This window comes from Halorarum sp. SLYT50, from assembly GCF_059821265.1.
Map to the genome: position 1 here is coordinate 1 of NZ_JCAMRW010000004.1, position 23,883 is coordinate 23,883.

Below are 23,883 nucleotides of genomic sequence, written 5' to 3' on the forward strand. Positions count from 1 at the left end.
CTGATGGCTATCGATCAACTCGTTACGACCGGTGAGGAGCAGGAGACCGTTGAGTTCGACTGGGGAACCATTGTATGGACCGACAGCCGAGAACTGACTGGGGAGGACACATTGACCGTCGGGAAGGTAACGATAGAGGCCGGAGAGCGGAACAGCGAGCATTACCACCCCAACTGCGACGAGGCACTGTACATGCTCTCGGGCGAACTGACTCATACGCTCGGCGATGAGGAGATCGTCCTAGAGGAGGGCGACCTTATCCATATCCCACAGGGGGAACCCCACCAGGGTATCAACGAAGGCGACGAGGACGCGGTCGCGGTCATCTGCTATGACACCGGTTCACGGGAGTTCACGCTCGTCGACGAGGACGCCGAAACGGAGTGACGGCGCGGCGCCGTTGGGACATCTTAGAGCCGTTCTCGTAGTCGTCGTACGGTGAGTCTCTGCCGCATTATGTCTCCCGGACGCAGGCGAGGAGAATCATAACCCCGGTGACTGATGATCCTTCCCAGGACCAAGGATACCCGCCCGATATACGATGCCCTGTCAGTCAAGCGGCTCAAGCGGTTCGTGGTTTCCTTGGGTAATTTCGTTGGCGGGCGTCGGTGTGGCCCAGCCGACCGCGTTGGTGATGATCTGTTGGATCTCGTCTTGGTGAAAGACCGGGTAGGTTTCGTGACCAGGCCGGAAGTAGAATATCTTCCCTTCGCCGCGGCTGTAACAGCACCCGCTTCGGAAGACCTCGCCGCCCTCGAACCAGCTGACGAAGACGAGAGTTTCCGGCGCGGGGATATCGTGAAACTCTCCGTACATCTCGGCCGTCGGAACCTCGACGTACTCGTCAACCCCCTCGACGATGGGGTGGCCCGGATCGACGACCCAGATGCGTTCTTTTTCCTCCGCTTCGCGCCACTTGAGACTACAGGAGGTACCCATCAGTCCACTGAATACCTTCCCCCCGGAGCCGTGGAGGACGATCAGTCCCATCCCATCCCGTACGTACTCGCGGACGCGTTGGGCGACCTCGTCGTCGACTTCGTCGCGGGCAATGTGGTCCCACCAAATAAGTACGTCCGTCCTCTTCAGGATTTCTTCCGTCAGCCCGTGTTCGGGTTCGTCAAGCGTCGCCGTCCCCGTCTCGTATCCGGCCTCCTCGACGAACTCGGCGATAGCGTTGTGGATGCCGTCCGGGTACGTCTCCTCCGCTGCCTCTAGTTGGTTTTCTACCCGATACTCGTTCCAAACGGTCACGTGAACCGACATACGACCAAAACTCGACATCGCTCCGCATAAAGCTACTGTTGGGGAGGCGAGGTCACCCGACGCCGTCAAACGCGTACCTGTTCGCGCGCATCTTCGAGGAATTCCTGAACCTGGACGGGACGGTTCGTCTCACTGCTCTCGATCGCGGCGAAGACTAGCGCCACGGACTGGAGGTTGTCCTCGACGTTCGTCGGCATCGGCTCCCCCCCGTCGAGCCACTCGACAAACTGCTCGATCAGCCACGTGTTGCTCCACTTGTCCTGCTCTGCCAGCGGGATTCGCTCTCCCGTTCCCTCTTTCCCACCTGAGTAGTCCGCTTCGTTGTCTGGGTCGTACGGGAGGCATTCGAGTTCCCGGTCGTCGAGGATGAGTGTCGAGTCGCGGCACTCGGCGCGAACGTACTCCGTTCCCCAGCCGTTCAGCCCGGCCGCGTTCGCCTTTGTTCCCTCGTAGAACGCGTGCCGCCCGTTTTCGAACGACATCATGACCAGCGCCTGTGAGTTCCCCTCGAAATCGCTCCACGCTGGGTTCCACGTCTTGGCCCACAGCGTCTCGCACTTCGAGCCGGCCATGTCTGCTAGGATATCGAGGTGGTGAATCGCGCCTCCGATGAGGAGAGGGTTGTCCATCGTGTACTTCCACTCGGCCCCCCAGCTCCCGTACGTTCGACAGTTGCAGGTGAACCGGTTGACGAGGTAGTCGAGCGGCCCGTGCTCGCCGGAACGAATCTCTCGCCGGAGCGTCGTCTTGTCCTGGTCGAAGCGGTGACTCATCGTCACCCCCATCTTCTTCCCGGCCTGTCTGACCTTCTCGGCGATGCGAACCGACCCTTCTAACGTGTCGGCGATCGGCTTCTCGGAGAGAACGTGCGCGTCGTGTGCAAGTGCGACATCAACCACGTCCTCGTGAACGCTGGAGGGGACGACCACGTTACAGATGTCGGCGTCGTGTTCCTCGAATGCCTGCTCCACGTCCGTGTAGCACTCTTCGTCACTCAATCCAAGATGTTGCTTCGCGTTTGCGTGCTGCTCCTCGCTGACGTCGACAGCGGCGACGACGTCGATCAACCCGTTGTCGATGTTCGGCGGCAGAAAGGTCGAACACCATCTCGCACCCTGGCCGCCGGTTCCCACCTGTATAGTTCTGTAGCTCATTAACCTACGAAGCCAATCCGACCTCTATTTATTAAGCATTTTGTATGATAGAGTCTTCACGAGGGACGAGGTGACGGGAGGGCCCGAGCGCGCCGCGGCGGCATCAGGAATACCGCCCTGCTCACCGTCTCAATCACTCCCAGAATCCCGTTTCGTTCCTCGGCAACATCGAGGTCGTCCGTGTTCATCGCTTTCCTGGTCTCGATGAACGCGTCGATATCCTGCTGGACCGAGGTGAAGTTCAACGCGACGACTCCCTCTTTGCCAGTGTCGGTAGCGTTACTCTCAGAACGGCGGAGGATGCGCGGTTCGAAGTTCTCGTCGCGGGCCCGCGCGACCTTCTGTGTGTGACCAATGGTTCTGTACTTCTCGGCATGTTCTGCTACGCTGTCCGCCACCTTGCGGGTGACGTTGCTGTCGGCGGCGAGACTCTCGCCGACTGCGCCGATGTCATCCGGGTCGTGAACGGGGCTGAACATCTTGTGTACGCGCTCGGATTTGTTGTTGTTGTACCAGGAATCGATGTCGATCTGGATGCGCGAGACGGCCTGGGTTGTTCCGTCCGCAAAGGGACCCTCGCCGATACTCACCCGGTCCTCGGTGGCCTGGTTGGCTTTGAACCCAGATTTGAATCCCATCGCCTGCGGCGCCTCATCGGGGATTCGGTCGTCGTTGATTCTCTCCGCGGGGAGTCCCCTCCCGATGAATCCCGAACGGCGCTCCGTCACCTGGAAAACGTCCCGAAGCGACCCCTCTACAGCCACACCGTTGACTCGACCGAGTTCCCCTGTCAAGGCCTCTTCGGCGGCGAGTACGGCTGACCCGGAGTCGCTGGTGAGCAGTACGAGTGCGTCGTAGTCCTCCGCGTTCGCAGGGTCTTCTCCGACCGCGCGAGACACCTCTTCCGCGGGGGGGATGGTAGCTTCGTCGGGCAGGCGTTCCTCAAACCGATCGAAGTACGACGAGGAGTACCCCACGGTGAACAACAGCCCCTGGTTGATGACCGCCCCTTGGTTATCACCAGTCCCCCACTGAAATGCCCGCTCGAGCGTCCGAAACGCGTCCTCCACGGTAGACCGCTCGCTCGCCGTCGGAATCGACGGGCCGGCGTAGTTCAAAAACAGGAGAACTTGGTGCTGTGGGAGGACTGTGTTCCCGCTGTTGTCCCGGACTAAGTAGTCGTTCCACGCAAACTGTCGCTCCGGACGTGAAGTGGGATCGGCAGTACCCGTCGGATGCGTCGCGCCGGCCTCCGCGTCTGTGGTCGTTCGGGAGTCCGCTTCCCGCTGTTGACACGCCGCGAGCGCGGACGTCCCGCCGATGGCAACGGCGGTCCTCACGAACTGACGCCGCGGGATCGATTCTCGTGAAAAGTCCATACCAGTCGTCTAAATCAGAAATATATGAATATTTCGCCGATTTCGTGTCAGGACCCAGCAGTCAGGCGGTTCCACTGAACTCCATTAATATTCTTCCGGTATCTATAAGTCGAGAATTCGCCTTGTGACCATATGGCGTACTGGTACGGGTCCATTCGGTCTTTCGCCTCCCGTCGAAATCGCTTCACCGAGTCGCTCCGATTCACCGTGCTCCGGCTATCGTGCGCTCTCGCCGGACGACTCTGATCCCGGTATGCTTCGAAACTCACTTGCACTGCTGCTTGCTCTCGTGCTCGCCGTCTCCGCTGGATGCGCGGGCATCGGGAGCATCGGGATGACGGGAACGAATTGCGACCTCCAATTCGACGAGACGGCGGCCGAGAGTGGCTTGAACTACCGGACCAGTGGGAGCCAGGTCGGTAGTGCCGATGGAGCGATCGTGGTAACCGACTACAACCGCGACGGCGCTCCCGATCTGCTCGCGATCGGCGGCGACCAGCCAGCACTGTTCAAGAACGTCGGCGGGTCGTTCCAGCGGGCGAACGTCCTTCCACCGCTCGGACATACCTCGTTCAAAACGGGTCTTTCATTCGATTACGACAGTAACGGGTTCGAGGACCTGCTACTGGTCCCGTGGAGCGGGGAGGTCGTGTTTTTGGCCAATACCGAGGAAGGATTTGAGCGGCGTAACGTCGGAATTGACGTCACGCTGGACGGCGGGGCCGGCGCCACGGTGGGGGATTACAATGGAGATGGACACCTTGACCTCTTCATCCTCCAGAATGGCAACTGGAACGACAGAGTCCCGCGTCGGAACGCACGCGGGGACGCGCTTAACGGGAATCCGAACTACCTGTTCGCTGGGAACGGAACCGGGTTTGAACGCGTCGAAGACGCCGGTATTCGGGGGACGCGCTGGAGCTTAGCGACGAGTTTTGTTGACCTGAACGACGATAGTCGTCAGGACATTCATGTAGCGAACGACTATGGATACGACGTCGTCTACATGAACCAAGGAGACGGCACGTTCCGACACTCAACGGTCCCCACTTCGAACAGACACGGAATGGCTTCCGAGATAGCTGACGTCAACGGGGACGGGTTCCCAGACGTATTCGTGACTAACATCGAGTTCCGCGATCCCGGCCGCATCTGGGAACTTCAGAGCGGCCTATCCGTGACGAACCGGGGGAACCAACTGCTAATAAATCGGGAGAACGGGACGCTTAAGGACAGAGCGACCGCGTACAACGTCAAGCGCGGCGGCTGGGGGTGGGCCGCCGAACTCACCGACCTCAACAACGACGGCCGTCTGGACCTACTCCATGCCACGAAGGCGTACGTTGAGAAGTCGAGTACTGGCGACTGGGTGGGTGTTACCCCGCCACCGTCGGTCTGGACGGGGTTAGAGAACGGGACGTTCCAGCGGCACAATGCGAGCGCGGCAGGGTTCGAACCGTCGAACGGGCGTGGTCTCGCGACGCTGGATTTCGACCGCGACGGGGATCAAGACATCGTGGTCGCGGATACGTCAGAGACGTTCAAACTCTACGAGAACGAGGTTGAGGATGAGTGTGGAGACTGGCTCCAGCTACACGTCTCCGACACCAAACGCGGGACTGCGCTCGGAACCGAAGTGTACGTCGAAACGGAGCGCGGCACTATGCGACAGATACAGCGCAGCGAGTCGGACTTCTTCTCTCAGTCGTCGAGGTGGCTCCACTTTGGACTGGGACAGGACGCCACCGTCGAACGCGTCCGTATTGTCTACCCGGATGGGACCGAGCTCAAGTTCGACCAAGTCAAGGAGAACAGTCGAATCCGTATTTCTGCCAACGGATCCGTGAGATCTGAGGAAAAATAGTCTTATGATTGGTATGAACGGGTGTAAAAACGCGCTTCCCACTGTTGGTGAAAACGAACCGTTCGTCTATCAGATGGCTTCCCAATTGAGTACGACACGCGGCTGAGTGCGCCACTGATAACGCCGGACATATACATGTTCGGCATTGTCGGACAAATTGACACTGGATGACCACCAAACCCATTCGCGCTCTGGAGGCAACTGGCTTCCTAAATCTAACTAATCACGGCGGAAGACGAGGCTTTTGTCATACCTGATGATCTCTTTCTCGCTCGTCCGCTGCTCTTGACCCGATACGCGGTAGATGCGACCGAGCATACTTAAATTATCAACTATTACGGAATAGCTAGAGGGCTAGAATGCTTGGTGGAGTTTATCAGAAAGTACAGGAGGTACCTGAAACTATTGTGATGGTTGATGAACATAATGGATTACGGGCGTACCTTTGTAAATCGATGTTGGTTTCACGCTCCCCCTACTCTTGGAGGACCATGTGGAACACCGAAAATCGATCTCGAGTGACTATCTCTACTTAATGATCCGTATATTCAGATATATGTCGTACCTAGACCTCGATTCTTTGAGAGACGGCGTCGTGGCTCCACCTCGCACCTAAAGGGTCCGACCCACTATCGGTTGACCACACGCCACACCGAGTACAGGAGGCACGCGAATGCGATGAACCGCAGGACGCAGTTCTTCGACGTCATCGCCGCCATGAACCGCTTGATACTCTGGTAGCCGCTCTCGATCTCCCAGCGCGAGCTGTACTCGCGAATCTATCCAGCCGGCTTGTTCGTCATGAACACCGTGTACTGCCCGTAATCCGTTCGCTCAGAATCTTCCTCCCGCTTGTAGACCAGCGTGGTCGGTAGCCACTCGTCGTTTCCGAGATGGAACTGTCTGTAAGTAGTAAACCGATCCTCATTGCGTTTGAGCAAACGCTTCGCTTGCACCTTCTCGCTCGTGTCTATCCGCTTCGGAACGATATACGTCAGTCGCCGGTCGGAGACGGCTTAGGCACGTGTTGGCTGTCGAATCTACGATCCATCAGCACTTCGTCGACGTGAACGAGCTCTCGCGCCGAACCGAGCAGGATATTGACAATCTATATCGACTGGCTTCCTTCCGAATTGTCGAGTGTCGAGAGCTAATGGCACGGCATTCCCCACCAGCTGGCTGGTACCCCACTGATAGGCGAATTCGTCCGATTTCCCTTTCGTCCCGATGATCTCGCTCTCGTGACCCGTTCGATCCCCAGTAAACGGATCATCCTCAGTCGTGTCGATGGCGACGACTCCTGCCCAGTAGAACTGCTCTGTTTCAGCGATTCAACCGATGGGCCGACTTCCAGCCTCTCAATACATTGCCCGAATCTCGTCAACCGAGAGGTTACGTAGGTGCGAGGGATGAGTATGGCAGTGTGGCGTCTGATCGCGTGAGGACTCAAGTTTGAAGCTAGATGATCGTGATATTATATAGGGTGGCGAACCATGCGGTCGATTGATAACATGCAGTGAGAGGTCTCGTCTCGACTTCTGAGAAGTCTATTGAGAACGTGAGCGGATGGCGACACCCGTCAGGGTGTTCGCCGTCCATTTTCACACGACTGGATATTCTCTCAGAGAGATAGCTTCAACTCTCGCTGAATTAGGTGTTGAACATTCTTACCAAGCTATTTTCAGTGGGTGCATCGGCTGGCTGACAGCGTTCCTAACCTGCCGACGGTGCAGCCGAGGCGGTTCGCGGTCGACGAGACCGCTGTCAGAATTAATGGCGAGTGGTCTTGGCTGTACGCTACAATAGACCTCGACACGATACTTTATTAATCTCTCCGAGGGAGATCCACCATGTCTGAACAGATCGTCCACCTCGGGATACTCGATGACTGTCGACGCCTCGTCCGGATGGAGGACGGATTGGTGTGTGACGCATTCGAGCAAAGTTTGAATGACCATCATCAGATGGCTCGGCTCGGTAGCCTGTCGAGAGGGAATCACACGAATCTCCTGCCATTACTCCACAAGTATCGCGAGCTGTGGGAGGAACAAGAAGAGAGACCGGTGTTCAAGCGACACTTGGCCTACGTTCTCGGGTGGATCACACACCGAGCAACAGATATGTACTTCAAGCCCCGTTTTCGGTGGGTAGACCCACGATACGGTGAGGACGACCGCCGAAACTACGCGAAGCTCTATCACGACGCCGTCTTGTTCAGAGCCTCCTACAACAACGGCCAGAGAGATCCATTCGTCCCGGGGACGTTTGATGCCGCGATGCAATCCCATCCGGCTGCCGCCGCCGTCGACGTGGGGGCTGTCGAACGCCTGTTTGTTGAACAGTGGCGGCAGGAACTGCTCGCCGGTCACCCGTCCCTAACTAGGTGTGGTGACGTCGACGAGTGGCTCACTGAGGTGCTAAGTCGATATCAGGGGGACTCATACCGGACCGCTTGGTACGAGGAGGCGTACTATGACCCGCCGCCGGATCACGTTCAACAGTTCATCAATCACCCGAATTTCTATGACTCCTTGGACCCACTTCTTTATCTGCTTCACGGCGATTCTGATTCGAGTGGTGAGGACGATATCGACGTCTGGTCTGCGTTGAACGCTGCATCCGAAGGAAGCCAGTACGCCAATGCAATTTCTGACGCGGTTGGGTTCCTCATCACCGCCAGCGAATACTTCACTGGAAACACGTCGGCGGAGGAGATGTGCGACCGGTTCGATACACCGTTGTATGACCATGAATTGGACGATGCATTACAGTACAACGCCGACATAGATCGAAGTGTGACTCCGTCTAACTACCAACCCGGATCTGGGACTGGTCACCCTCTTGTCCACCGTCCGTTAGTTACCGTTGCGGCGGTCGATGATAGCCTCCGCTTGGCCCGAACATCTCTCGACAAAGAAGCGCCGCTGTCGAAGGTATTGAATGCCGGTATTCCTCCCCACATCGGGGGGGCTGTCGAGGCGACCGACCTGATCGAATACCCGGACCTCGTTCCCGTCTTGGCTGACTACCGAACGAACCGTACAGACGAGGCCACGGAACGAGCCGCTGTCGTCTGTGGAGCGCTGTGTTACTGTACAGCCGACCCAGTCGGTGGACCGAACAAAGAGTCAACGCGATACGATGTCGCCGTCCTCATCGACCGATCGTCCGACATCACAGACCCGAGTACTCCCGCGGTCAACGCAGCAGCCGTCACCGAACTGTTCAAAGGAATGATTCCCCGCGCGCGACAACGTTGGCACACGCTTATCCCGGATACCAACGCTATCGAGCCTTGGATGGAACACGCTTTCGAGTGGTGTGAGTGGAACGAGCGGCGCCTCGTCGACTATGGCAAAACATTCGCCTCTGCCGATAAACCTAGGGATCTCATCTCACCCGATGAGTACGACTCCGACGAAGACCTAATCCGGGCAGTTCGGTTGCTTCAGCGCGGAGCAACGAACAGTCGGATCGACACTAACCGTTCGCTCACCGACGCTAGCGGCAAGTCTCGCTACGCTCGTGCGGTCGCCGCTTGTTGCCGCATACTGATGACCATTGACGCTTTTCTTCGCACCGAGTGGACCGCGACTGAGCTCGATCACCGCTTGGATTCTTTAATTAATGACTGACACGCCGTTCGATTGCCTCTCTTCATACTACTTTGTAGTTGCCAATCCGGATTGATGGAATTTCTTGATTTCGATTAGTCTCTGCTCTACATAATGAGTACGGCAACTGTTTCACCTCTATCTACGAATCGAACCAGAAGACAAAGACGGCCGTCCAGATAGTTTGACAAGCCACCAAAGTGGCTCCCGAGCCATCCCGTCTCGCCTGTGAACACTCTCCTACTCGGACATATTCACTCCTGAAGTTCGATAACTGTTTCCACGTGGTTCTGTTATCCAATCCGAGGTTCCTGCTTAAATCATGAGTTCTATCCTATGGACTTCCGCTTGATGTATCCTCAAGTTCTCTACTATTCCAGTATCTATGATCATCGTACTCACGGAAGCAGGCGACTTTTTGCGACTCACCCCCGATCAATCCGGGTATTTCTTCTTTGCATGCCTTTCTAGCTTCGGGACAGCGCGTGTGGAAGCGACATCCACTTGGTGGGTTGACTGGATCTGGAATGTCAATATCACGAATTGGCATGCTTTCTGGGATTGTATTCCATTCACTCAACTTTGGTGTAGCCCATCGTAAAACTTTGGTATACGGGTGCCTTGGATTGTTTATTATCTGATCTGCAGAACCAATCTCGACGAGGTTTCCAAGATACATGATTCCAATCCGTCCACCTGATTTTTCGGTTAAGTATCTTGCGTTCGATAGGTCGTGAGATATGAACAAATAGGATGTATTAAATCGATCTTGAAGTTCAAGCATTAAGTCCATCATATCCACACGCAGTGATACATCAAGAGCACTCACTGCTTCGTCTGCAAGAATCAAATCTGGATTCATCGACAGTGCTCGAACTAATGCGACCCGCTGTTTTTCTCCACCACTTAGTTGATGAGGGTATCTATCTGCATAATCATTTGGTGGAGAAAGGCCAACCTGATTGAGCATCGCTAGGATAGTTTTATACCGAGTATTTTCCCCCATATCTGGCTCCCACTTTTTAATAGGTTCCGCGAGGGTCGCTAAGACAGTCCGATTTGGATTCAGAGAGCTACCTGGGTCTTGGTGGATAATTTGTAACGAACGACGTATATCACCAAAAGGTATCTGGGCATTGTCGCTATTTTGCTTCGCCGCCCAGATATCTTGCCCCCTGTACTTAACTTTCCCAGAAGATGGTGATTGAATGCCGATCGCTGTTTTGCCCAAGGTAGTTTTCCCACATCCACTTTCACCAACAAGTGCAACGATCTCATTTTCTTGGATATCAAGCGATACTCCATCAACCGCACGAACCAGTCCGGGATCAGAGAATAAGTCAAACAGATCCGATTCTTTCTCGAAATGGACATTAACATCTTCCAGTGAGACTAAGGGTTGTTCGGAGTTCATCGTCTTTCCTCCATATTTGAGGATTCAAAGTCAAGCGGTACCTCAGCGGAAGCTTGTTCCCAGTGGAAACAAGCTGCTTTGTGATTTTCCGATACAGTATGATATTCCGGATCATCAGTCTCGCAGATATCGTCCGCTAATGGACAGCGGGGGTGATACGAACAACCGTTCGGGACTTCAACCGGATCAGGGCTTGATCCTGGAATGGGGCGCATTTCCGTAAGTGGCGCATCAATATCTGGGGTCGATTTAAGCAACGCCCGAGTGTATGGATGTGCTGAATTCGTCATTATATCCTTAGTTTGACCTATCTCCACGAACTCAAATGCATATATGACTGCGATTCGATCAGCAAGACCCATAACGAGCGGAAGGTCGTGGGTAATAAATACTAGAGTTAAATCATATTTCTCTTTCAAGTCTCTTAGCAACTGTATTATTGATTGCTGCATTAGCAGATCTAGTGCAGCAGTAGGTTCATCCATAACGAGTACATTCGGTTCTAAAACCAAACTGAGCGCGATTAGAGCTCGTTGTTTCATTCCACCACTGAGTTCATGAGGGTATGAACTGAGTACCCGGTCTGGATCTAGGTAGAGGTCCTGACACAGCGTACGTGCGCGTTCCATGCCTTCCCTTTTATCGAAATTATGTGCTTTGAGGGTTTCTTCAAAGTGTTTTCTGATGCTTCTCGTCGGATTGAATGAACTCTGTGCGCCCTGGAAAACCATTGATATTTCTTCCCAGCGCAGTCTTCGGAGTTCCTCACTACTTAGTTCAGTAACGTCAATTTGATTGTTTTCCTTCGATGAATAAATAATATCTCCTGTGAGTATACCTGGTTTCACAACGGCGTCGAGCAGCGAATCCGCGAACATCGATTTTCCGCTTCCACTTTCACCGACGATGCCGAGCACTTCTTCACGTTCGATAGTAATCGAAACGTTATTGAGGACGTTTGAAGTCCCCCGCTCCATATCGAATGTTACATTTGCATTCTGGACATCTAGTATTGTATCGTTGGTCTGTTTGTTGAAACTCATTTATATTTGTCCTCCGATGTACGAGGTGTTGTCTTCTTCCGTCGTTTCCTCTGAAGCCGTCTTGGTGTTGTCGATGTGTCTGGCTCTCACACGGGGATTAAACAATCGATCAGTCGATTGCGAAAAGAGGATCAATCCGAATGACAGGACAACAATGACTACCATTGGAACGAGAACTAAGTGTATTGCACCGAGTCCGTACATCGCTCCCGACCTATATCCAAGGTTGAGGACCACCCCCCAGTTGAGATTAGTGAATGGCAATACTCCAAGGAAATAGAGCGCGACTGACCCGAATATCACTCCTCTGGCCGAATTTACGAAATTGACCATCACGTATGGCATTATATTCGGTAATATATCCTTGGATAGAATATTATGTGTAGAGATTCCCAATGTACGAGATGCCTCGATGTATTCTGTCGTTTTAAGTGTGAGAATCTCTGAACGAATGGAACGAGCTAACCCCGCCCATGCATTGACCGTCAGGATAACACCGATCACCCAGGGACTTCTTGGTTCGAGAATAGCTGCGACTACTATCACCAGCGGGAGGCCAGGGAGTGTTAGCATAATATCCGTGAACGACATCAATATGCTATCAATCCGTCCACCCTTATATCCCGAATAGACTCCGATAACCGTCGCTAAAAACGTCGAAAACACAGCACCAGCAAGTATCATTTCCATCATTGCAGGAGTCGCATGGACAACCAAACTCACTAGGTCTTGACCAGTCGGGTCAGTCCCAAGCGGATGTTCCCAGGTCACCAAAGCACTCTGGAAAGGTTGGCCCTGATACGATTCTGGTCGTTCGACCAGCCACACACCGAGGGTGCCCATCAGTCCATAAATTAACATGATGAGTACAGACACTCTCGCTCGCCAGTCTTCCCAGATAATGCGGAAAGGAACGTAGATATACCTGAACAGCGCTCGCCTAGATCGCTGTGATCGTGATAGGGACTCCTCTTCAAATTCTCGGTCGCCGAATATCGATGCGCCTGTTTCAGCATCAGTTTGCTCCATTTGAATCACCTACCTTTACACGGGGATCAATTAGCCCATAAGTGAGGTCTGCGACCAACACCGCAAACACCACTGCTACCGTAATTACAATGAATGCGCCCATCATAAGGGGGTAATCTCGTGCATCTATTGCTTGTATCATGTAGTACCCAATCCCTGGATAGGAAAATATCTGTTCTAAAATGACTGAACCACCAAACATAAATCCAATTGAGATCATCAGAGTCGTATACATTGGTAAGATTGCGTTCCGGCCAACGTAGTGAACAGCGATCGTGCGCGTACGTAATCCTCGGAGTTCCGCTACACGAAGATAATCTTCGCCGAGTACACTGATAGAATTGCCCCGCATAGCAAGCGCCTGGATCCCAAAGCCAGTAATCACGAAGGATGCTATCGGAAGCGTAGCATGGTACAACGCGTCGAGAACAAACGGGATACTCAGAGCAATCTGAGTATTCTCACTCAGCCTTCCTCCAGTTGGGAACCACCCTAGAATGAACCCTAAGAAGTATAGGAATAATACAGCTGCGATGTAGTAGGGGATAGAATTCAAGAACGTCGCAGCTAGTGACATCGAAGAATCGAACCTACTCCCTTCCGAGTATGCCATTATAGCTCCAAGTAATATAGCTATTCCAAATGTAATAACTGTCGCGATAGACATGACGAATATTGTCCATGGAAGTGCACTTGTTATTATATCTGCAACTGGCTGGTCATACCACACCGATCGACCAAAATTACCGCGGAACACAGACGACACATAGTCGATATACTGAAGCCATATTGGCTCACTCGGATTGACGTCCGTGTATATTTCGACAATCTGGTTTATTTCGGCCTGAGTGTAATCTACTTCTTGTTGTTGTAATGTAGCTCTCAGGTAATCCATAGGCCCTCCGGGTAGGAGCCGTATCATAGCGAATGACAATGTGACCACGACGTAGATCGTAAATACTGCCTGCGCGACCCGTTTGGTCAAGTATCTAAGCATAGATTCGAGAATGGGGTCTACCATGTTAAATGTTGTCGTCCCCCAGGTCATGGTGATTATAAGAACACAGAATATCCAGAAATCTGCTCGTATATCCTCTTGAACAGCTCATACCCTACCGATAGAAGACAGAAGTATTCCTAACTCACATTCAGGAGCCATATCGTCATCGAATAACGAAGACAGTCCCGTTCTCCACCTCTACATCAAATGTCGGCGCCTGATATCGGTCAGTATTGGCGTGCCCCCCAGTCTCAATATCGAACATCCAACCATGCCACGGACATCGAACATAACACTTTTTGGAGTCGTAGCTGAGATCCCAGCCAAACTCATTCTCTTCTGTTACCATCCGACCACTAACGTCACCCTCGCAGAGCGGTCCACCCTGATGAATACAGTAGTTTCCAATAGCGTAGTACTCGCCGCTGATCTGATAAACCGCCACCTCTATCTCTCCAACATTCCCGATAACACAATCGCCGTCTGTCGAAAATTCGTCTACCTTCGCTATCTCATGTCTCTCTACCATTGTGTGGCTAAAGATTATTTTCAAAGTATTTAAAACTTTTTCTAGGTTTGTTTTTAACATTCGCCAGTACTTTTCCCCATATTAATTTTTAACCAGGCAGGGCGAGCACTTTCTGATCCAGAACCGAACCCTCCAGAGTTCACCTACTTAATATCTAATGCCTCAAGTAGCGTCTCACCCATAATGCCACGCACCTCTTCTTCGTCGAAGTGAGACCGAACGATATTGAACACATCCTCGGGCGGATCGAAATCTGGGTGGGGGACATCGGTTCCGAATACGACAGTATCTGCGCCGCCTGCAAGTTCAAACAACATGGCTGTGTGTCTCGGGTTCCTGCGCGTACCGACTGGTTGGGTGCCTATGTAGAATTGATCCTGGATATACTCGCTCGGGAGTTTCGACAGATACGGAACATCCTCCGAACATTGGAGGAAGTGATCATCAAGCCGCCCCGTAAGCCATCCGACCCATTCGGCACCCGCCTCCTGCATAATGAAGTTTAGATCAGGGAATCGCTCTGGGACACCACGGAAAATTAGTGAGATAGCATGCCAGATAGTGATAATCGGGAACGTGAATGCATGGTCTTCGACAAATGTCTTGGCCCAATACCGCTGAACTGGGAATTCTGCCCAAGAAGCTGAATTACCACTATGCATCAGAATTGATAAGTTTTTTTCTTGGGCGATCTCATAGATGGGGTTATACATCTCGTGGCCCGGTGGCGGAATAAGACTTACACCTGGAATCTGGACGCCAACGATGTCATCGTTGTCACCGTGACGACGGATTTCCTCAACCGCCGCTTCTGGACGCTGTGGAGCGACGATGAGTGTCGCCTTGAGATTATCGAATCCCGTGAAATTATCAACGAGATAGTTGTTGTATGCGTTTGCAATAGCAACCGCAGTCTCTTCATGATTTACGCTCGCAAGGCCGTTTGGACCCGTTGAGAGAATTGAGTAGTCAATGCTGTACTCCTCCATCAGTTCTTGTTTTCCTTCAGCGGTGGTTGTTTCTCCCATCTGGACGTCCATATCGCCATAATTATCCTGCCCCTTCGTTTGGTACCACTGTGGTGTTGCACGAAACCCTGAGTAGATCTGTGATCCGGGGTTGTCAGCGTACTCGATAAGTCGCTTCACACCGTCGAAACGGTCATCGATATAGGGCAGCAGCTCTTCAAGTCCAACGCTTACATGCGAGTCGATATCCGCGATGGTTAGGTCGTCTATTGTAAGACGACCCTTTGCACTTGTTTGACCCATACAAGATCAGATTATATGATAATTAAAAATACGACGGTGGAGGATATATGTACCGGTAGTCGGGAACTCCTTCTCTACTTCACTACAACTCAATGAGATTATCACACAGTAGATAGGGGTAGTATATTAAAGCCGGTGCAGCAAACCAAGTGACTCGAAAAGGTTCCATGGAACCCATCGCGCCACTAGTGCGAAGAATACCACTCAGGTGCGTAGACTGTGCGCACGTGGTTGAAACTAGGGTTCAGAGGATACATCCCCTTCTTCATCCCGCAGCGTGAAATTGTAGTACAGTACTCGAGATCCCGATTTGGCAACGCTATTCAGTCCGGGCAGATAATGATAATTTATCCTATGAGTTTCTGTTGGCCTTAACGGGTAGCTTGAATATCACCGTTGTGAATAGGTGCCCATCGAGGGGAGACAACGCTTGCACTTGTGGAATCTTTGGCCGGAATCTCCCAACCTTCGCCCTTTTGATATACGAGCGAGATCTGTTCAGCATATGGGATCACGAATAGATTATAGTTCTGAGCCCAAGCAATTTCTTGTACCAGTTGTTGCTCCTGATTTTCATCGGTCGTTTGGAAAAGCTGTGCAAATTTCTCCTGTAGGTTCACTGTCTCTTCCTGACCGTCTGGCTCACCGATGGGTGGGGCTGATACCTCGTTGGGTATGTTTTGTCCCGGCTGCTGCCGTAACATATCATTCAGAGAGAAATATGGGTGGGGCCATCGGCTGCTCCAGCCTAGTCCAGCAATCTCATAATCACCCTGTGGGAGAGTCTGTCCTGTATACGTGGTCTGTTCAATAGTAGTAACTTCAACAGTAATCCCGAAGTTGTTGAGCTGATCCCGGAATACCTGCGCCTGTCGAATGTGATTGTCGAATCCTGCGTAAGTTTTGTATTCGAATGTCAATTCTTCGCCTGATGAGTCATACCATGTCCCGTCATCCCGTTGGAACCCAACCTCTTCAAGAAGCGTGGTCGCCTGCTCTGTGTCCTGTTCGTAGGTGAGATACTCGCTTTTCCGATCCCCGAGCCATCTATCGACCGAGCCGATCTGAATTCCGCACGGAATTTCTACTATCCTTGTCTGGCTCGGGCTGTATATGGCGTTGGCGATTGGAGCGTTCTCCACAGCATACGCCAGCGCCTGACGTACCTCTGTTTGGCCAAATATCTCATGGTCAATCTGGAACCCGACAGCAGGGCTACCCGCTCTCTCTTCGTAAAGAACGGACTCCTCTGGGAACTGATTCCGAAGACTCTCGGTAGGGATATCGACGAACGTATTGTCGTAATCACCACTGATTGCCCCCTGAATTCGTTCCTGATTGCTACTGATTGGGACTTTCCTCATCCGATGGTAGTTGATGTTCCCTGAGTTTGGATGATCAGGGAAGCGGTTTAGTATGATTCCTTGCTCGGACCGCTCAGAGAATTGGAACGGGCCGTTACCGATCGGATCCTCATCAGAGAAGTTGAGTAAATCAGCTCGCGCTGATTCCATGGCATCTTCATCGCCTTCTGCCTGCTGGAATGCCTCGTAGAATTGACCATACTTATCTGGGTGTGTATCCAGCTGAAGTCGCGCCAACAACTGCAGGAAGATATTCGGATTGGTATTTCCGCCAAAGACAAGATTTAGCGTCTGATCGTCAGGGACAGTGATATCGTCAATGATGTCTGATATCGCGAAGCCCATATAGTTCTCGATCCAGAGCTTCATAGCAACGTCCTCGGCGGTGACGGTATCCCCGTTGTGCCATTTGTAGTCCGTGTTGACAGTGAGCTGGAATTCGCTTCCACCTGATTGGCTCGACCACTCTGAGAGCAAAGATGGGAGGAAGTTCCCGTTTGCATCATTAACTTGGATGAGATACGTATATATGATGCGTGTAGAATCAAAGTCGTGGTTTGTCGGATTGTACGTGTTATATTGTGCGGTAGTTGGGTCGGTCCAATTGGTCGACACTAACTCCTGTTCGATGACGTCGGAACTAGCCCCGTTACTACTGGAGGTGTCCTCGTTGGACATCCCCTCACTAGACGTCTCGTCACTAGAGGTGTCCGTTCCAAAGGCGTCCACAGAGACAGTGCCCTGACCTCCCTCTTGTTCTGAACACCCAGCAAGTCCCATGGATAGGAACCCTGCTGAATATCCTAGCGCTCTTCGTCGAGTAACTCTCGACTTCTTGCTTTTTGGTGTGTCACTTGGACACATAGCACTCGTGTTCATCTGAGATCACTTAAGCTTTCGGTGGTGTGTTTATACTTTCCCTGTCTCCCAGAACAGGTTCTCAGGTAATACGATCATATTTTCGCTCATCCAAGTGAATAATTATCTGTTCTTCTGTTGGGAATATTGTGATTACGTCGGTCGTGCAAATATGTATGGAGAACCCTAAGAGACTCCGATAGGAGATACGCGCTCAAGTGCTTGGACTACGCACTAATGAGAGTACGGCTGAGAGACTGAGCTGATGACTTACTACTCCCAGCGGAGTTGCAATAAGATTCTCTCGGCCCAAGTTATGCCCAGAATATAGGACAGCTGAAGCCTTCAGGCTGATGAACCTGAACGGCGTTATCTCGTAATCTCAGTCAAGATTGGCTCGCCGTCTCCTCGCTCGCGGATCTCCTCTTCGGTAACGGTGAGATGCTTAACACCGCTCCGCTCATACTCGTACATGATGTGGATGGTCCCGTCGTTGGCTTGGATGATAGAGGCATACGTATACTGAGGGCGAGGGCCACGTCCGGGGAATTCTTCACCTTGGTTCGGCTGGGGAATCGAGGGTGCTGTCCACTCGTCCGGGTCGTGCTTTTCCAAATAAAACTGGTACGGCCACGTCTCGCAATCATCTTCAGACATGAACAATACGAGTTCGTGCCGGCCAGCCCCGAGTTCAGAGGCGTGAGGATTACTGACGAGGATGTGATTCCCAGATTCAGTCCTGTGGAGATCAAAGCCTGCGTCAGGATTCGGAATATCAGTTTCCTTCGCTTCCGTCCACGTCACGCCTCCATCAGTCGAGCGAGTTTGCCAGATACTACCACTGGGTCGAGGACGCAAATACGCCAAGACTGAGCCATCTGAGAGAATCGTGGGCGTGGGATAAATAAGACCCTGACGGGAAAAAACAACATATCCGTTTTTGGGTGGGACGATCTCGTCCCCGCCGGTTAACAGCGGGAAGTCAGCCGGTCGATCGGCATAGTCATCGGGAATAAGTAGGAAGCCTGGTCGATTGCCACGTGAATGACCGATATCGACCCCCATCACGTATCGGTCGTACTCTTCGAGATAGAGCGGTTTATTCTTGAGATAGAGTCCGTCGTCAGGGTAGAAGATTTCAAAGTCAGACCAGGTACGGCCGTTGTCCCATGATCGCTTTAGTAGCAGCCACCCCTCGCTCATGTGAACATATAGCTGGGGGACGATCAGCCAGAGTGCGCCATCTGGTCCATTGAATACTACCGGAGAAGCGACTGGGATATTCTCTACGTCAACAAGTTGTTCTGTTCTGGTCCACTCATTTTCTCCTTCCGGGAGTCGACTTCCATAGACAGTCTGAGTACGGTGACCATCCTCATAGGGGCTAGCGAACCACGCAGCGAACAAATCTCCATTTGGGAGTTCGGCAATGGCTGAATTCTTGTGGAACGTGTTTCCGTGTGGGCAATTGCGCGCGTGGCAAATCATCTGGTCTTCCATTGGATTAGACCTCGCTACCCCTTTTTCCCGCCCTGTATATACATCTATGGTATCCTTGGGACCCGGATGACTTTAAAGAATCATCTCAGCGAGGGAATTTATTCATTCTATTAAATATAATAATTCATATTATTAGAATGCGAATTAAGCCAACTACGATGACTCTATACGCGCTGGTCGATACGATGATCATCGGCGTTAACCCGGAAGAAATGCCTGAATACTTAGAAGAAATGGATGAACATTAGGGGTTAAATTCCGATGTTCATTGCACGGCTGACGACATTCCCGCCATATATCTCCTCTAATTCCTCACGCTGGTCTGGTCGATTCTCGTAGACATCCTGAAATAGATTTATAGGGATTTGAGCAGCTTGATAAGTGGCCTCATCCCACATTCTATCCTTATTAATCTCGATTTCAGTCCCTGAGAGAACGAATGTTGCAGTCTGGGACATGGCAATGGCTCCTTTACCTGCTTCCTTGGCCGCCTCGAATTCTTCCATGGAATTGACGATATCGTCCATACTGGGGATATATGATGTCCTTTTAGATATCTCCTCATCTATTCTTTCAGAATCGAAGACGAGTTCGCTTTTCCCGACATGCAGGAGATAGCTCTGTTCATCGGTCTCCTCTAAGTTCAATTCTTCACCTTGGTATATCTGACCTTCGTCCTTGATTTCTAGCTTGACCTCGGAACCATCTACCTCCAATAGCCAGCTACCGGTCTTCGGGGGTAGCGGATCTCGATTCGCTTCGACAACCTGACCTGGGGTCAGGGACCAGATCCCTGTCATCCCCTTCGACCGGTTATCTAACATCCGGTGTTTATATCCATCCACATTCCGGATATCATCATACGGACCATCAACCGCGATAAGTCCAGCTGCGCTAGCGCCTCGAGAAGTGTTGTGACGGAGCTCGGACCAGACTGGTAGTTCACCGGTAGGCGTCATAGCTCGCATGTCTTTGGTATAATCGACTTCACCATCGACGAGCATGAAGAGACGCTCAAGGGAATTGGAGGGGTTGCCAATCTGTTCTCGAAGCCTCCCGACAGCCAATTCAGCCTCACCACTCTCTATGATCACGGACATAGAGAGACTGCCCACTTCGAGTCCATTTACATCTTCAACAATCGTGATGAACTCATCGGCCTTCTTCCAGTCATCAACATCACCTACCTCTGGAATAACGAACCCGTCGATGTACTGAATAGCGTCATTAGCCGGGTCCGCTATTTTAAGCATTTGCTGGAACCCTCGATACCGAGTCGTAGGGTTATCACGGTGCCAAACTACACGAGGGTGGATCTCGCCTGGGAAGTCATTCCCGGACTGAGAAATCACCGTGATAATGTTTTCAACCCCTATACTACGCATTGAAGGGGCGATCGCGTCTTCGTTGTCCGGGACCCAAACATCCGGAGCACGCATCCCCCGCAATTGGATCGCGCTCTCTAGCATGCTGGCTGAGTTCTCTTCCCCCTCTACCGCTGTTGGCGTGGTAAAGAAGGTACGGACAAACTCACGATTGTAGTGTCGCTTGCTACCCATACAACGTGTATAGCGGTTTTCCGAGGATATTAAATGTGTCGTTGGGTAGGAGTATTCTAGATTGGATTATTTGAAATACACAGCTTGATACTCCGATTCAAGAGCTCTTGCTTCACTGATCGAGAGTTCAAACGGCTAAACTAACGACTCCTTTCCAGACATCAATGTAGCGTCTTAGGAAAGTGAAGTAGACGGTGCTCTCATCATTATCTATGTGAAAATGCATCAGATCCTGAACTTCCGCAGCTTAGCCCGAAGATACGATCGTTCCGGTTTATGGTTTGAAATTTTATCGTCTCGATTACAATGGTACCGATGTAATGATATCCGAGCGATAACATCGATTACAATAGTACCAATGTAATGATGCTCGAGCGATAACTACGATTACGATTACGACGACCCATTGTAAATCGGGACGGCAAACAAACGCTGGCTTGGCTGTTTGTAGTGCATGTACCCGGCCCTTGTCGGTATTTGGTTCGTTACTAGCTGACTATACGCTTGGCACCATTTGAATATTTTCCAATAGATAATGGTAGAGAGACAGGGGACGAGAAGCGGTAGCCGATATATCTCGCCTCAGGCGGTCCGAATACTTAGGTGGAATTCGACGGGAGGGCCGCAACACAATTCTTTAATAGTGAATAATATTAAGTGGGGTCAGTCTCTAGGGAGGAATATGAACAAAAAGGCAAACCACCCTGTCAAATCACTGGAAAAGGCCATTGAGATCATTGACGTCCTCAGACGTCGCAAAACTGCAAAACTCCACGAGATCGCAACCGAACTTCAGATGAATAAGAGTACGGTTCACAATCATCTCAGTACCCTCCGAGAACACGAATATGTCATTCGAAACGAAGAGGGGTATCAGTTGAGTTTGCGGTTTCTTCATATTGGCGGGAGCTTACGGAATGAAATAGAGCTATACAAAGCAGCTAAACCCAAAGTCGACGAACTCGTCGGACAAACGGGAGAACTCGTGACGCTTGCTTCCCATGAGCGGGGGTTAGCAGTCGTACTCTACCGCGCAAAAGGACCCAAAGGAGTTGAAATCGATACACGGGTTGGAAGCCAAGTAACGCTCCACAACTCAGGACTTGGTAAGGCAATCCTTGCTCACCTTCCTCGTGAGGAGACCGATGAAATCATCGATATGCGCGGCTTAGCGGCGGTTACACCAAATACTATTACCGAAAAAAGAACGCTCTACGACGAACTAGAAGAGATCAGAGAACAGGGATACGCAATTGACGACGAGGAGAAGTGGCGTGGTCTGCAGTGCATCGGTACTCCGATCCTCACCGAAGATGGAACTGTGGAAGGTTCGATCAGCTTATCAGCCCCTAAGAGCCGTTTAGATAAGTCCGAGACACGGGAGGAGTACATTGAGCTCATAAATAATGCCGCCAATATTATCGAACTCAGCATCACGTATGCATAGGTAGTCAGGCTCAATCATACACAGGTGAATGGGATTCTCTCCGAGCAAGCGAATCTCACTGAGATCTTGGCATTAACGGAGGGAAGTGGGCGGTGACTTTCGTTCGCCATTGGCTCGCTGAGGCCTGAATCGTCCACATAGGGGAAATACTAGTTAAGATTTATAAGCTCCGAAAAGCATTTATCATTGGGAACTAATTGCGCGCTATGCGCGAGCAAATGGTGTGTCATGCAGACACATGCGCTTGTGGCAACGGCTTTCATAAAAATGCGGAGATCATTGAATTACCGAATGGAGATCTGTTCGGAGCATGGTTCGCTAATTCGCAGGATGTCGCGGGCGAGTTTCATCGGGACACAAATGTTTACGGCAGTCGTCTCCCTGCTGATGGTAATGAGTGGGAAGATTCTCGCGTACTAGTTGATGTCCCCGACCGAGCGGTCCAACCCCCCGTTATGTTCATGGGACCGGATGATCGTCTTTGGTTAATCGTAACCGAATTCTATGGAGGTATCCATACAAGCAAACCATTCCTCAAGCGTTCGTCCGATAACGGGGAGTCGTGGACCGACCTAGAGTTGTTGCACGAAAGACCAGGAATCTACCTTAAAAATCCCCCCATCCATATCGATGGTGAAAACTGGTGGGTGTTAGGTGTCGATCTGGACCACGGCTATGCAAATAGACCTGCCTTCTTAATCATCCCGGACGACTTTACTGATCGTCCGGGAGACTTTCCTGCTCTTGTTGGTGGCGATCAGATTGTTCCAGACAATAAGGAATTCATGAGTGGTCACCAAGGGCTACGCTACGCTACCCCTGTTGAGTTGTCTGATGGTCAATTGCGCGCCTATATGCGTCCGGTCGGAGGTGGGTATCTCTGGACTACTCACTCAGATAATGGTGGGATCACTTGGACAGAGGCGGAGGAAACGACTATACCGAACCCAAATGCGGGGTTTGATATTCATCGAACCCATGATGGGAATCTTCTCCTAGTCAACAACCCTGTGGTTGCTGATTTCCCTGAAGGGCGGAACGAATTGGCACTATTCCTCTCCGAAGACGATGGGGAGACATGGCCATATCAGTTTTATCTTGAGTACGAGGAAATTGAGGGTAAACTCGCCGACTATGATCCTATTGGAAAGCCCGACTTTACCTACGGCTCCATCACTCAAGCAAATGACGGGACTATCCATATTATGTATGAATATCGACGTGCTGGGATCAAACATGTCGCTATTACTGAAGAAGAAATTCGAGAACAAAGTGATAGTGAACCAATCATAGAGGAGATGGCCGCTTCACCGAGTTAGGGTCTGATCTCGAATAGTAAAGAAGCCTCATCGGAGTTCACCGAGGCTAGTTACGCAGACTTCGACCTCTTTCCTATGCTCGATTTTCTTTACGCGCCCATGACCGACGAGCCGGTTTGCATCAATATGTACCGCTCATTAGATATCTCTCTAGAAGGGCCAGCCAGCTGTATATCGATCAAGGACAACGGAACTTAGGGAACTGTTCGCGATATTAGGGAGTAGTCTCCTTCCCGAAGTCTCATAATTCGTCGACTCCATTCGACGAATTGC

General features: G+C 51.7%; 17 protein-coding genes and 1 pseudogene. 6 read left to right on the plus strand and 12 right to left on the minus strand.

Annotated features, from left to right (window positions below; all coding sequences use genetic code 11):
- Positions 1–3: 3 nt before the first annotated feature.
- On the plus strand, positions 4–387 hold the full coding sequence (locus tag AC6RUA_RS18665) for a cupin domain-containing protein (RefSeq protein WP_499816113.1): 384 nt from the start codon (positions 4–6) through the stop codon (positions 385–387).
- A gap of 162 nt (positions 388–549) precedes the next feature.
- On the opposite strand, the gene AC6RUA_RS18670 is transcribed toward AC6RUA_RS18665, so the two are convergent.
- The 3 genes from AC6RUA_RS18670 to AC6RUA_RS18680 form a co-directional block, all read right to left on the minus strand.
- Positions 550–1,266 carry a ThuA domain-containing protein gene (locus AC6RUA_RS18670; protein WP_499816114.1) on the minus strand — a complete coding sequence of 239 codons (717 nt, stop codon included), beginning with the start codon at positions 1,264–1,266 and terminating at the stop codon, positions 550–552.
- Between the two features lie 65 nt (positions 1,267–1,331).
- Positions 1,332–2,420, minus strand: coding sequence for a Gfo/Idh/MocA family protein (locus AC6RUA_RS18675; RefSeq protein ID WP_499816115.1), 1,089 nt, complete (start codon positions 2,418–2,420; stop codon positions 1,332–1,334).
- 56 nt (positions 2,421–2,476) lie between these two features.
- A complete protein-coding gene (locus tag AC6RUA_RS18680) occupies positions 2,477–3,799 on the minus strand; it encodes a DUF7405 family protein (protein WP_499816116.1) in 1,323 nt (440 codons plus the stop codon).
- A gap of 253 nt (positions 3,800–4,052) precedes the next feature.
- Here AC6RUA_RS18680 and AC6RUA_RS18685 point away from each other — a divergent pair, with 253 nt between their 5' ends.
- From AC6RUA_RS18685 to AC6RUA_RS18695, 3 genes and pseudogenes are all read left to right on the plus strand, one after another.
- Complete coding sequence (locus AC6RUA_RS18685; RefSeq protein WP_499816117.1) at positions 4,053–5,663, plus strand: CRTAC1 family protein; 1,611 nt, start codon at positions 4,053–4,055, stop codon at positions 5,661–5,663.
- Positions 5,664–7,217: 1,554 nt separating this feature from the next.
- Positions 7,218–7,486, plus strand: a pseudogene (locus AC6RUA_RS18690) (transposase domain-containing protein); the annotation flags it as partial.
- A gap of 27 nt (positions 7,487–7,513) precedes the next feature.
- Complete coding sequence (locus AC6RUA_RS18695; protein ID WP_499816118.1) at positions 7,514–9,298, plus strand: hypothetical protein; 1,785 nt, start codon at positions 7,514–7,516, stop codon at positions 9,296–9,298.
- A gap of 313 nt (positions 9,299–9,611) precedes the next feature.
- On the opposite strand, the gene AC6RUA_RS18700 is transcribed toward AC6RUA_RS18695, so the two are convergent.
- From AC6RUA_RS18700 to aceB, 9 genes are all read right to left on the minus strand, one after another.
- On the minus strand, positions 9,612–10,691 hold the full coding sequence (locus AC6RUA_RS18700) for an ABC transporter ATP-binding protein (protein WP_499816119.1): 1,080 nt from the start codon (positions 10,689–10,691) through the stop codon (positions 9,612–9,614).
- Positions 10,688–11,734, minus strand: coding sequence for an ABC transporter ATP-binding protein (locus AC6RUA_RS18705; RefSeq protein WP_499816120.1), 1,047 nt, complete (start codon positions 11,732–11,734; stop codon positions 10,688–10,690). The genes AC6RUA_RS18700 and AC6RUA_RS18705 overlap by 4 nt, the downstream gene beginning before the upstream one ends.
- Positions 11,735–12,763, minus strand: a complete 1,029-nt coding sequence (locus AC6RUA_RS18710) for an ABC transporter permease (RefSeq protein ID WP_499816159.1) — start codon at positions 12,761–12,763, stop codon at positions 11,735–11,737.
- Positions 12,750–13,784: an ABC transporter permease gene (locus AC6RUA_RS18715; RefSeq protein ID WP_499816121.1), complete on the minus strand. Its 1,035-nt coding sequence runs from the start codon at positions 13,782–13,784 to the stop codon at positions 12,750–12,752. The genes AC6RUA_RS18710 and AC6RUA_RS18715 overlap by 14 nt, the downstream gene beginning before the upstream one ends.
- Positions 13,785–13,926: 142 nt before the next feature.
- Entirely contained in the window at positions 13,927–14,292 is a 366-nt protein-coding gene (locus AC6RUA_RS18720) for a Rieske (2Fe-2S) protein (protein ID WP_499816122.1), read from the minus strand.
- A gap of 143 nt (positions 14,293–14,435) precedes the next feature.
- Complete coding sequence (locus tag AC6RUA_RS18725) at positions 14,436–15,563, minus strand: amidohydrolase family protein (RefSeq protein ID WP_499816123.1); 1,128 nt, start codon at positions 15,561–15,563, stop codon at positions 14,436–14,438.
- A 371-nt stretch (positions 15,564–15,934) separates the two neighbouring features.
- Positions 15,935–17,791: an ABC transporter substrate-binding protein gene (locus AC6RUA_RS18730; protein WP_499816124.1), complete on the minus strand. Its 1,857-nt coding sequence runs from the start codon at positions 17,789–17,791 to the stop codon at positions 15,935–15,937.
- A 363-nt stretch (positions 17,792–18,154) separates the two neighbouring features.
- Positions 18,155–19,285, minus strand: coding sequence for an exo-alpha-sialidase (locus tag AC6RUA_RS18735; RefSeq protein ID WP_499816125.1), 1,131 nt, complete (start codon positions 19,283–19,285; stop codon positions 18,155–18,157).
- 251 nt (positions 19,286–19,536) lie between these two features.
- On the minus strand, positions 19,537–20,844 hold the full coding sequence (gene aceB / locus AC6RUA_RS18740) for a malate synthase AceB (protein WP_499816126.1): 1,308 nt from the start codon (positions 20,842–20,844) through the stop codon (positions 19,537–19,539).
- A gap of 682 nt (positions 20,845–21,526) precedes the next feature.
- Between aceB and AC6RUA_RS18745 the strand changes: the two genes are divergently transcribed.
- Positions 21,527–22,291, plus strand: coding sequence for an IclR family transcriptional regulator (locus AC6RUA_RS18745; protein ID WP_499816127.1), 765 nt, complete (start codon positions 21,527–21,529; stop codon positions 22,289–22,291).
- A 206-nt stretch (positions 22,292–22,497) separates the two neighbouring features.
- The gene (locus AC6RUA_RS18750; protein ID WP_499816128.1) at positions 22,498–23,610 is read left to right on the plus strand and encodes an exo-alpha-sialidase; all 1,113 of its coding nucleotides are present in this window, start codon (positions 22,498–22,500) and stop codon (positions 23,608–23,610) included.
- Positions 23,611–23,883 lie beyond the last annotated feature (273 nt).